Here is an 11,983-nt window from a genome sequence, read left to right as displayed (position 1 = left end):
TAATTCGTACTGGCGGGTAGAAAATATGCGTTAGTCCGGTTTGTCCCAGTTTGCCAATGCAAAAATTGATGCCACAGGCGTCGCCGGGGCCTCCAGTGTTTTGCGTGATTAAAGTTTAGATCATCGAGTCAAAAAACAACCGACCCGATTTGCAACCTGCGCGTCGCAATCGATCAATGCCAACAACACTGTGCCTTATGGCGATCCCGGGAGGACTCGAACCCCCAACATCCTGATTAGAAGTCAGGTGCTCTATCCAGTTGAGCTACGGGACCACTTTGACGCTTATGCGCTAAGGTTTAGCTTCCATCAATAGCAGAGTGAAACCTTAAACATTTTGAAACCAGTCAGGGAGTATCGTTCGGCACACATAATTAATAAACGGGGGCTTTACGATACCCCGTTTTGCGTCTCTTACAGGGTTTTCCCTGATTTGCTCATATCCCAACGCCACCGCTTCCGGCCAAGGCAGTTCTTGAACAGCGGCCAGCTTGCGATAGAATCTTTTGGCATGAAAATCGGGATTGGCCCAACCGTTTACGTTCCAATCTTCCCCCACTGTATCCGCAACAGATTTGCGCGTGGCGTTGGTGAGCTTTAGCGCTTCGGAGTTGGCATGTTTGAGGTGCACGAAAAAAACATCGTCCGGCATTTCAAACGGAAAATCATCGGTCTTGCGATAACCGCAAAAGACGCCGTGCCAGCGCAATGGGATTGGCTTTCGGACTGCCCATGCCTTGCTGTAATTTCCGGTTACACATGCGACCTTGCGGTGTGTCAGCGCGCTGTCCTCGGGTCTTAAGGGGATGTCCCCTTCAATCTCTGCGAGGTTCAGACCAAGGGCAAAAAGTGCCGGCGCCGACGTTGTTTTGAACAGCGCCTCAAAAGAATTGTAGTTATCGGGGTTGAAGCACACCAGCTCGTCCGCGTCGGTCTGGATAACCCAGTCATAGATATTGTTCAGACCCGACTGGATGCCGTTGATCAAACGCAGCCGGACCCTATCAAAGTTCTTCAACTCGTCCCGCGGGATCGTAATAATGCTGGCTTCGGGACAGAGGCGTTCGATCTCTGGATCATATCCATGCGAAATTATGTACAGATTACGATTGCCCAAATGGCGACCATAATATCGGTACCATTGCTCTATCGCCCAGTAGTCTTGGTGGACCATCGTAATGGCACAAATTTTCATCGATTGGCCTCGGCGTTTGTCTGGAATTATCCGATGGAAGGTATCGGATCAAGTAGCGGCAATAGTCGGCATAGCTTAAGGTTGCAGTCCTTCAATGTCCCTTAGAATATTCTGATTTTATCGTCAGGATATTTCGGCACCTTTCTCGCGGAGAATGACGAGTTTCTGCCCCCCTTAACACGATTGTCATCCTCTTCGGTTACAATCCAGCCATCTTAGTAGCCTGCAAAACATCAAAATGCGTCGACGCAGTTTTTTAGCGGTCCGATTGCTCCCCTACCTTAAACCAGTGTCGGATCGTTCGCAGCCGCGGTCCGCCGTTCTCTGGCCAAAGAACTGAGCCCGAGGTCGTCCAGAATCGCATAGATGGCGGGAAGAACGAAGAGAACGATAAGGCTGGCCGTCAGCAGGCCGAAAACCAAGCTGGCCACCAGAGGTATCAGGATTTGTGCCTGCAGGCTTGTCTCCGTCAGAATTGGGAGCAGTCCCGCGGCTGTCGTGGTGGTGGTCAGAAAAATCGCTCGGAATCTGGCGCGCGCAGCGCGGCCCGCAGCAATAGCAACAGTCGACGCATCACCATGTTCGCGTTTCACGAAATCGACCAGCAGGATCGAGTTATTAACCACCACGCCCGCCAGCGCCACAAACCCCAACATGCTAGGCATAGAAAAGTCCAACCCCATTGCCATATGGCCGAATATTGCGCCGGGCAGTGACAGCGGAATGACCATCATGACCACTACCGGCTCGATATAGGATCGAAACAAAAAGCTAAGGAGTAGAAACACCCCGATCAGCCCGAAGAGAAACCCTTTTAGCATCGATTTCTGGGTCTTCCCTGCTTCGGAATTCTGACCTTCGACAGTGACCGCAATTCCCGGATAGTTCGCCCGCAGGTCGGGAACGAAACGGGCCAACGTATCGTCGACAATTGCGTTAGCATTGGCGACGCGCGTGTCGATTGTACCCTGCACCGTCACAGTGCGGACACCGTTCTCGCGGTTGATGCGGGCATATCCCTGTCCGGTCTCGACATGCGCTACCACCCCAAGCGGTACATTTGATCCGTTGCCACTGGTGATAATAAAATTATCGAATACCCGTTCACTGCTCCGCGCCTGAGCAGCCAACTGTGCTGTGACCTCCAACAAGCTTCCATCGATCTGCATTTCGCTGATTGTAATCCCGAAATAAGCTGCGCGAAGCTGGTCGGCGATCATCGCTGCCGTCACACCCAATGGTCCGGCGGCATCATTTAGAGTGATGCGTAGTTCCCGCTTTCCTGGTCGCAAATCATCCAGAACGGACGTGACGCCGTTGTATTGCCACAACCAGTCCTGCAATTCGAGCGAGGCTGATTTAAGTATCTTTAGATCATCTCCTTTCAGGCGCAGGTCAATGGCGATGCCAGCCGGACCAATGGTCGATTCAGCGAATTTCAAGCTGATCACATCGGGAACCGGACCGACGATCTCGCGCCATAACTGCATAATTGCATCGGGGCGGCTGACACGGTCTGCCGAAGGCAGCAAATCGACGCTGACAGTGGCGACATGAGCGCCGGTTTCAAATGCGTCACGGTTGAGGCCGTAATAGACCGAGATATGGCGGATCAGGTCCGCGCCATCAGGCTGCTCTGGTGATAGCTGTTCATTTACCTGCGCAAGCCCGTCCTCCAGTTCAGCCACAATCGCTTCGGTGCGTGATAGCGGCGTGCCTTGCGGTAGCAGAACACGCGCCACAATCGTATCACCATCCAGTTCCGGGAAAGCGGTGAATTTCAGGTAGCCGCCCGTCAGCATGGCTACCGAGACAAGCAAAACCGCAATATTCGCGCCCGCCGTCACATAGCGCCAGCGAATGGTAAAATCCACCAGCGGCCCCACAAACCGCTCGCGCGCCCAAACGATAGCGGCTTCGACACGGGCCGAAATACCGCTCGGCTTTGTGCGCGTCTCAAGAGAATGGATAAGATGATGTGGCAGGATCAGAAACGCCTCTATCAGCGAAATCATCAACACGAATAACATCACCACCGGCACAACCCGCAGAATCGCGCCAAGATCACCTTCCAAGAACGCCAATGACCCGAAAATCATCGCTGTTGTGCCGAATGATGCAAGCACATTGGGAAATACCTGCACCGCGCCATCAACAGCAGCGTCCATCGCACTACGTCCCTTCTCACGCAAGCGGGCGATGTTCTCGGCGATGACAATAGCGTCGTCCATCAACAACCCGATGACGATCAGCAAGCCAAGTGTGGTCATCAGGTTGAGCGAATAACCGACCAACCCCATCAGCGCGACGCCTCCCATAAACGAAACTGGCAGGCCCATGGTGACCCAGAACGAAAACCGAAAGCCAAAGAACAGCCACAATACCAGAAAAACCAGCGCCAATCCCTGCAAACCGTTGACCACCACCAACGTCAAACGATCACGCACCACCGAGGCCGCATCGGTGCTGATTTCCATGATCACCCCCAGCGGCGCCTGTTGGCGCTCGGATGTCAAAAAAGCGTCTAGTGCGTCGATGATGCGCAGTGAATCCTCAGCACGGGTCTTGTGGATATCCAGAATTGCCGCGGGCCGCCCGTCGAACACAACCGCATCATCTTCCAGCGCGAACTGTTCGGTGATTTCGGCAATATCTCCCAGCCGGACCTGACCTCCCCCTGCTGAAGAACGCACAATTAAGCCCGCCAGATCGTTAACATCGCGCCGTTCCTCGGCAATGCGGATCAGCAGGGTCTCGGTTGAGGTCTCGATAGTGCCCGCCGGTAGATCCAGACTGCCCGCCTGCACTGCCCGTGCAATATCAGAAACAGAAACGCCGAACTGGTGCAGCGCCTCGGGCCTCAGGCCGATCTGCAACTCACGGGTAGAAAACCCTCGAAGATCAACTTTGGGAATACCGCCCCATTGCAGCATACGCGTGCGCACCTGCTCGCCGTAGTCTTTCAGGTCGGTTCTGGTAGCGGGGCCGGTGATGGCAACCGAGGCCACGAAATCGGTCTGATCCAACGGTCTGACACGGGCGGTTTCGGCACGATCAGGAAAATCGGTGATCGCGTCGATTTCGGACTTCACTTCCGCCATGAAGCTTTGGAAATTCTCACCTTCGCGCATCTTCACTACGGATCGCGCGGAGCTTTCCCGCGCCTCGCAAGAATGACGCTCGATGCCCGTCACCGCATCAAGCGCGTTTTCAATGCGCTTGCAAATCGCACTTTCAACGTCTTCAGGGCGCGCACCCGGATAAGGTACTGCGATTTCCACTTCGTTCTGATCGGCGCGCGGGAAGGTTTCGCGCAACAGGGTTGGCGCCACGAATAGACCCGTCACGAGGAAGAAGATCATCAGCAGGTTCGCAATAGTTGGATGACCCGCGAAGAACCTGATCATTCTGTGCTGCCCTGCGCAGCAAGCTGCGCCATCAAGGCCCGGTCTTCGGTGACGTCCAACAGCATACCCGAAATGGTCGGGCTTGGTGTGCTGACAACAATGCGCGCGCCCTCAGCGATGCCACTTGTAATCACGGCGATCCCGTCCTGCACCATATCAAACCCCACCGGAAGCAGGTGCAACCGGTCTTCCGCATCAGCCACCATCAGTTGCCCATCCCGTAAGGCGCTACGCGGAACGACGAAACCGTTGATCTGTTGCGCCTTCAAGGTAACTTCGACGAACATCCCCTTGGTCAGAGGCGGGCGCTTGCCGGGTTTTGCATCTGTATAGGCGGAATCAACACGAACGATCACGCCTAACGTTCCGGTTTTCTGATCGATTGTATCGCTTATTCGCTCTACCGACGCGGCCCATGTCAAAACATCCTGACCCAGCCGCAAGTGCACCTCTGCCGAAAGACCCATGTCACGAAGAATTTCGGTCATCCTTGACGGATCGACCGGGACGGAGTCAGCGCCTCGGTCTGTCGATTGCATCAAATTGCGCATTGTCGTGATCGAAACTTGCGCCTCCACCTCGGCAGCGTCGATGCCGTTCAGCACAGCTGCGGTCTGGCCGACCCTCACGAATTGCCCAACCTCTACAGATGTAGAAGAAACCCGCGCGGCAAAGGGCAGCGTCAGTTCAGTGCGCTCAAGGCTCAGCTTCGCAGTTTCGAGGTTTGATCGGTAAACGGCAATCTGCTCGGTTTGCACCGTGCGCTGTGTTGGCAGCAAAGCCAGCGCGCTTTCGACATTCTGGACTTTTTGGCGTTGCGCCAAAAGTGCCGCTCGGGCCGCATCACGCACTGTCGCTGGAACAGTGCCGCCCGACAGCAGGGTTTCGGCGCGGTCCAGATCCGCTTCTTTCAGTGCCAAAGTCTGTTTCTCGATTTCCAACGACGCGGTTTGGTTGATCTCGGACACCGTCAATTCCTCCAACCGTGCCTCGGCGGCTCGAATATTGGCATCGGCTTGCGCTATGGCGAGATTGAAATCAGCCGGAGAAAGACGGATCAACACGGCGCCGGATGGCAAAATCGCGCCTTTCGCCAAGCCGGGGTTCATATAGCTTACCGTGCCACCCACCTGCGCGATTGCCTCGTAGGTTCTGGCCGGATTGATCAGGCCAAATCCGACGATACTGGGAGTGACAGCCCGGTTGCGCGCGATGATCACGCGCACCGGCGTAGGCCGCTCTGTTAGCGCGATACGCTCGGGAGGTGGACGGTTTGCAATGGTATAGGCAAGTATGCCGGCCCCGATCGCAACCAGCGGCACCGTAACGAACAGCAGTTTCAAGACATTTCTCAAATACTGTCTCCTTCCGATGTTAGTAGCGATAGCTGCAAATCCAGCAGCCGTTCCCCTTCTCTCAACAATATCTCGGGATCACGCGTAAGAAGCAGCCTCAATGCAAGGCCTTGTATGATCCCGAAAATCAAGGCGGCAATATCTGACGCGCTGATATCCGCACGGAGCTGCCTGGCTGCTTGCGCTTGGCGAATCGTGTCTAGTAACTCCTCACGGAACTTCGACATGCTCGCCCTGATCTGTGTGAGGGATGCGCTTTGTGCCTCTGTAGGGTCACGCATCACCATAATCTGCGGCAGGGCGGGATTGACTTGCACCAGACGCAGGTGACCCAAAACAAGCTTTCGAATGCGACTATCAGGCGTCGGTGATGATTCCCCCGACTTTACAATATTAGCCAAAATCTGGTCGCATAGACTGTTGGCGACACCCTGCCAGATATCTTCCTTGTTTTTGAAGTGCTTGTAGATCGCCGGCTGCGTCAGCCCGAGCCTATCCGCTATCATCCCCGTTGTCAGTCTATCCGGTCCCGCCTCAAAGGCCAGATCGAGAGAAGCCTGCAGTATCTCGGCTTTACGATCCTGTTGCGATTTCCGCTCTTTCATAGGCGGCCTGTCCGTCCGTGCAGAAAAAGCGCGATCACTGTCCAAAAGCCCGTCCTGACAGCCAGCGCACCAACGGTTCGCACCTCGAAGGCGCTGCCCTGAAGGATTAAAGCACCAAAGATCAATGCCGCCGCTGCCGTTGCAACCGCGATCAGTATGGAAAGCTTGAATGCCCAAGCGCGCCCTTGCCAGATGCCGGCCCCAGCGAGGATGTAAATGAATCCGGCAATGAAGTTGAACATGACAACAAACGGAACATAGGCGCCCGCCATTTCGCGGGCATTGCCGGTGCCAAACAAGACGCTGCCGCCGGAAAACAATGTGACCAGCCCGAACACAATTGCAACCAGTGCAATGCCTCTCATCTGTCTGGATGGGCTTGTTTTTCGTCCAATCGCAACTTTCACAAGTTCGAACTCCATTCAACTGAAACGGGAATAAGGCTGACGAAGGAATGGTTATAGTACTATAACCATACATCATTCAAAAAAGCTTGCAACTGTTCTGGCGTCAGACAATCGAATTACTCACGGGTTAGTCCGGTGCGCAATAGTGACGTCGAACTTATACGATGATGTCGCAGCGCGAATTTTCTGGCTCGGAAATTCAGCTTCCGAAGTGAGGTTGAATTTTTATTAATTCAACGCAAAATATTTTAGCTGTCTTTTCGAATGAATATCTAGGGAAGAGTAATCGTGCGGCTGATAGACACGCACAAGTTTCGCGTGGCCGGACGAATTCTCTAGCACGAAGCATCTGCACCTTGAGCTTCATGGCAAGCCTGTCAACGAGGCGTCACCACTCCGACGCAACTCGTCCTTCTAGGACTGCAGCGAGCAATCTAATCCGGCCAGAAGGTTTTAGCCCAATGGAGTTAAGCGTGCCAAAAACTGCCACCAAAGCAGGTGCGCACGCTTTATTCTAAAGACGGCGGAATGGCACAGCCGCCTCGATACGTGTACCTGCAAATTTCTCGACGAGCTGTTCCATCGCCATTTCGCTCTCGCACAGGCAGGCCGCAGTAGAAAGCGCATCCGCAAGAGCGGCAGAACCCGCAGAGATTGAAATTTCCTTCCACAAAGCGGGTGCAGGAAGGCCCGTGCGGGGATCAAGTATATGCCCGACCTGCGCATCTGTATCAAACGTCGTTCCCAAAGGAGCAGAGGTGGCAAGCGCGCGGGATGCGAGCGGAACCTCCCCCCCCGCAGCTAATTTGACAGGCCAAGCCCGCCCGTTTGGGTGACTGCCCAAAGCGCGATACTCACCTGTGTCGACAAGAACGTTAGTGAGCCCTTCAGCCTCCAGCATGACGGCCACACGGTCTGCGATATACCCCTGCGCAATACCGTTAAGCGTGAGTGCCATGTCCGGTTTCAATTGAACGGAAGAGGCGTGGAAACGAACATGCGCCCAACCTGTTCGCGAGAGAGCCGCGCTCAGAGCGTTGCGTTCAGGCGTTTGTCCCAACACAGAAGCATCGGCATAGCAAGCCCACAAAGGTTGAATAGTCACATCGAACTGTCCCTCGCTTGCCTTGTGTACAGCACCGGCAAGAGTAAGACATTCGAGCAATTCGAAAGGCGGAGCATCGAGCCTGCCCGTCTGGTTCAGTTGCATCAAACTGCTATCAGGGCGGTATAGACTGAAGATATCTTCGAGCCGCGAAATTTCTGATGCCACCCGCTCGCTGATGGCCTTCGCGTCCGTATGCTCAAGCCGCAAAGTTGCGCGTGCCCCAAGGGCGACACCCTGCCAAGTATAAACGGATGCGGTGCTACCAACGCTTGGAAAAGTTGCGGCAGCAGCGCTGATGGCGAGGAAACGACGGCGGGTTGTCATGGTTCTAATCTCCTGATTTGCGCGAAAGAGCGCGCAGGCGTTGTTCGAAATCGGCATCGTCGCTCTCACCTTCAAGCGTGACGGGAGCCAGCACGGCTTCATCGGGTATCTGCGTCAATCGCATGACCTTGCCGCCATTTTCCGTAGCAAATGCCCGCGCTTTGGCAGCATCCGAAAAGGGAACAAGTTCCGGCGCGCCCATCCCGCCAATCAGACGACTGCCCACCACGTAGTGCGCCTCTTCGGCATCAATCCAGTTGGTGGTTCCGGGAGCAGACCAATTAGCCTCCGGTGCTCCCATATCGTTTACCCACACAGCCAGCACTTCGTGGGTCTGCTCAGGTAGGCGCAGGTATGCAACCACATCGCGCACTTGGCTAAAAAACAGCGGCATCTGTGGCAGACCGTTCAAATGGGCCTGTCCTTTCGGTCCTTCATGCTCGAACAGGTTCATTTGGCAGAAATGCCCGACCGCCTCGACCGTCAGCGGAAGGGGGGACGTATCTTGCGCCGCCTCCTCTTTGCAGGCGACCAGAGAAACAAGGGCCAAGATGCACAGCAAACGGATCATGGCTCGACCTTTCGAAAGGTCAGCGTTGCGAAACCGAGGGCAATCAGAGGCCAGACCAGAACCGACACCAGCGATTTCCACAGCGCAATCGTAGCACCAGCAGCGCCGATACCGGAGGCCGCCGCAGTGGCCTGCGAGGCGGTCAGGTTGAACAGACGAAAAGCGTCGGCAGGGTTTGCAAGCAAGGCTGCGGGAAAAAACCGGGTGGTGAAGATACCACCATCATCGGCCACAACCGCTGCCAACAGTGCGAGATCATAAAGCACCACCAGCCCCAGCCAAAGCCCGATCGCCAGACCCGCAGCACCGGACGCGCGGCGCGCCAGAGACGACAGGGCATAACCGATCCCAAGGAACGTTGCGCCCAAAAGGGTTGATGCCCATGTCAGCCGCCACAAGGCTGCGAAACCGGCAGCTGCGGCGGGATCGCCAGCAACGGCGATAAGGGCTGCCGCGCCGTAACCAGCCACCAGAGCGACAAGCAGAATACCAGTATGCGCCACCAGCTTACCCGCCAGAATTTCCCAACGCGCCACCGGATAGGTAAGCAGCAGAGGAAGCGTGCCCCGCTCAACCTCCCCCGCAACAGCGTCGAAGGACATGAGCAACGCGACCAAAGGCACCAGATAGACCGAAAGCGAGGTCAGCGACGCAACCGTGACAGAGAGTCTGTCCGCCCCAAGCCCGCCACTGGGGGCGGAGCCGACAGCCGAAAGCACCAGCGAGAAGACCACCATCAACCCCACTGCGATCAGCACCCAGCGGTTGCGTCGCGCAATGTGCGCTTCGGTGATGGCAGTGGCAAATATACGCGCAATCATTGGCCGTCCCTCCGGCTGAAATGACTATAAATGTCTTCAAGGCTGGGCGGGATGACGTCGATGTCCGCCACCTTTTCCTTGAGGCCTGCAACCAGAGCGAGGGTACCAAGCTTTTCTTCTTGGGTGCAGGTCAGGTGCAGGGCGCTGCCCACTCGGATAGCATCCGGCAAGACCGACAAGACATCGGCATCATAGCCGTTGATGGCAGTGATATGCATTGCCACAGGCAATGCCGCTTCGCGCCGCAAATCTGTCAAGGATCCGGTCGCGACCATTTTGCCGCCCGACAGAATTAGCAGACGGTCGGTGCGCGCCTCTACTTCAGTCAAGGCATGGCTGGACAGCAGGATCGCAGCGCCCTCCGCCGCAAGCCCGTCCAGAAGTTGGTAAAAGTCGCGGCGCGAGACGGGATCAAGACCGCTTGTCGGCTCGTCCAGTATCAGCAGGTCAGGACGCCCGATCAGCGTCTGCGCCAGTCCAACACGTTGCCGCATGCCTTTTGAATACGTGCCGATTCTGCGATTGGCTGCATGGCCCAGCCCGACCTTGTCGAGCAGCGTCATCGCCCCCGATGTATCCTCGCCGCGTAACCGAAGGTAATAGGTGATTTGCTCCAATCCTGTCAGCGCGGAATGGAAGGTCGCATTTTCGGGCAAATAGGCGACCCTGGCGCGCGCAGCGGCGTCTCCCGGTGCGCTGCCACAGACAGAAATTTCGCCACTGTCCGCTGCAATCAAGCCCAAAATCACTTTCATCAGGGTCGATTTTCCAGCGCCATTATGGCCCAGCAATGCGACCCGCTCACCTGCGGCCACATCCAGTGACACATCCGACAGGGCCTTCACCCCGCCAAAGGCCTTAGTGAGATGAGAGATCGTTAATGTCGAAGTCATCGGGTTCGCTTTCACTCCACCGCTCGGCCGCTTCGGCCTCCATGGCGAGATATTTTAAGGGTATTTCAATGGTCGGTGCTGTCATAAGCGGGTTTGAATCAATAACACCACCGGGCAGCGTCGCGGGAAAGCTTGATTGCGCCCAGCGGATAAGTTGCACCACAGGGGCGCCGGTCAGCAATGATGCCGCAGGCTGTGACCAGAGGATGTGATCCATCAGATCATTGGGCCGGAATGCACTGTCGGCAATCCCGTCACCACCCAGATCAAAGCTGGCGTGATCGGACCAGTAATTGCCCCTGCCTTCAAAGCTCCATTCGATATCACGGGTGCCCACATATTTTACCTGCGTGCGGTTACCCAAAAACGCGTTTCCGGTCAGCACATTGCGTTCCGAACCGGCGGTGAAATGGATGCCGATATTGCACCCCTCGAAACGGTTTCCATAGATCAGGTTTTTATGTGCGTTGTAGATAAAGGTACACCTGTCCGCCCCGCCGCGCACCAGATTTCCCGATACATCCGCGTTGTTGGCGAAATTCAGCATGACACCATGACTGCGGTCCGACAGGCTCAGATTGTCCTTGATGATTACCTTGTTCGAAAACATGATGGCATAACCGAGGTGGTTGCCGATCGACACATTGCCCGATACTTCGGAATCGTTAGTGTACATATAATGGACCGCAAACCGCAAATCGCGGAACAGGTTATTTCTGTAAATCCCTTTGCGCGAGGTGTTGGAGAATATCCCGTCACGGCCCCAACGGACGGAATTTCCCTCGACTACCGTTCCCGGTGAATTCCAGATATAAATCCCGTTTCCACGGTCGTTCATGCGCCGCTGTTGCGTGCCCTCGATTGTATTGCTCCGCACCTGCGCATCATGTCCGCCGTGCACATCAATGCCATGCAGATTACCCAGCACACGGTTGTTTTCGATGATGGCGCGATCGGCCTTTTTGAGGACCTTGATGCCCGCGTCTGTCTCTTCACTGTTGAGGCCCGATCCGGTCACGGTAACGTTGCGAATGATCACATCAGAGGCATTGATACTTACGACCGTACCCTGACCCGTGCCATCGATTATTGCGTCATGGCCACCCGTTAGCGTCAGCGGGCGATCGATTACGACCGGACCAAGGTGCAGGCCCGGTTGGAGAATAAGCACATCGCCAGGGTTGGCCCCGGCGATGGCGGTTGCAAGCGTACCCTGACCCGATGGTACAAGCCGCTCTTCCGCCCAAAGGGGCAGCGCAGTCAGCACAAACAGCAACAGGGTCAGGGTACGCATCAT

The 11,983-nt window shown here is 55.7% G+C and carries 10 protein-coding genes and 1 tRNA gene; all 11 read right to left on the bottom strand.

Annotated features, from left to right (window positions below; genetic code table 11):
• Positions 1-198 precede the first annotated feature (198 nt).
• The 11 genes from OS189_RS15545 to OS189_RS15495 all read right to left on the bottom strand — a co-directional run bounded on the left by OS189_RS15545 (position 199) and on the right by OS189_RS15495 (position 11,983).
• A tRNA-Arg gene (locus OS189_RS15545) sits at positions 199-275 on the bottom strand.
• 53 nt (positions 276-328) lie between these two features.
• A complete protein-coding gene (locus tag OS189_RS15540; RefSeq protein WP_267168249.1) occupies positions 329-1,195 on the bottom strand; it encodes a glycosyltransferase family protein in 867 nt (288 codons plus the stop codon).
• 281 nt (positions 1,196-1,476) lie between these two features.
• Positions 1,477-4,557 (bottom strand): efflux RND transporter permease subunit, encoded by a 3,081-nt coding sequence (locus OS189_RS15535; protein ID WP_267168248.1) that lies wholly within the window; start codon positions 4,555-4,557, stop codon positions 1,477-1,479.
• A gap of 41 nt (positions 4,558-4,598) precedes the next feature.
• Positions 4,599-5,957, bottom strand: a complete 1,359-nt coding sequence (locus OS189_RS15530; protein WP_267168247.1) for an efflux RND transporter periplasmic adaptor subunit — start codon at positions 5,955-5,957, stop codon at positions 4,599-4,601.
• Positions 5,954-6,562 carry a TetR/AcrR family transcriptional regulator gene (locus OS189_RS15525; protein WP_267168246.1) on the bottom strand — a complete coding sequence of 203 codons (609 nt, stop codon included), beginning with the start codon at positions 6,560-6,562 and terminating at the stop codon, positions 5,954-5,956. Before OS189_RS15525 ends, OS189_RS15530 begins: the two co-directional genes overlap by 4 nt.
• Entirely contained in the window at positions 6,559-6,927 is a 369-nt protein-coding gene (locus tag OS189_RS15520; RefSeq protein WP_267168245.1) for a hypothetical protein, read from the bottom strand. Before OS189_RS15520 ends, OS189_RS15525 begins: the two co-directional genes overlap by 4 nt.
• Before the next feature lie 556 nt (positions 6,928-7,483).
• Positions 7,484-8,401: an FAD:protein FMN transferase gene (locus tag OS189_RS15515; protein ID WP_267168244.1), complete on the bottom strand. Its 918-nt coding sequence runs from the start codon at positions 8,399-8,401 to the stop codon at positions 7,484-7,486.
• 4 nt (positions 8,402-8,405) lie between these two features.
• Positions 8,406-8,972 carry a nitrous oxide reductase accessory protein NosL gene (locus OS189_RS15510; RefSeq protein WP_267168243.1) on the bottom strand — a complete coding sequence of 189 codons (567 nt, stop codon included), beginning with the start codon at positions 8,970-8,972 and terminating at the stop codon, positions 8,406-8,408.
• Positions 8,969-9,793 (bottom strand): ABC transporter permease, encoded by an 825-nt coding sequence (locus OS189_RS15505; protein ID WP_267168242.1) that lies wholly within the window; start codon positions 9,791-9,793, stop codon positions 8,969-8,971. The genes OS189_RS15510 and OS189_RS15505 overlap by 4 nt, the downstream gene beginning before the upstream one ends.
• The gene (locus OS189_RS15500; protein WP_267168241.1) at positions 9,790-10,686 is read right to left on the bottom strand and encodes an ABC transporter ATP-binding protein; all 897 of its coding nucleotides are present in this window, start codon (positions 10,684-10,686) and stop codon (positions 9,790-9,792) included. The genes OS189_RS15505 and OS189_RS15500 overlap by 4 nt, the downstream gene beginning before the upstream one ends.
• Positions 10,652-11,983, bottom strand: a complete 1,332-nt coding sequence (locus OS189_RS15495; RefSeq protein ID WP_267168240.1) for a nitrous oxide reductase family maturation protein NosD — start codon at positions 11,981-11,983, stop codon at positions 10,652-10,654. The genes OS189_RS15500 and OS189_RS15495 overlap by 35 nt, the downstream gene beginning before the upstream one ends.

Origin of the sequence: Sulfitobacter sp. F26169L (assembly GCF_026410285.1) — a bacterium.
Taxonomy (GTDB): Bacteria; Pseudomonadota; Alphaproteobacteria; order Rhodobacterales; family Rhodobacteraceae; genus Sulfitobacter.
Note: the sequence above shows the minus strand (reverse complement) of the source record. Positions and strands in the feature narration are given on the sequence as shown.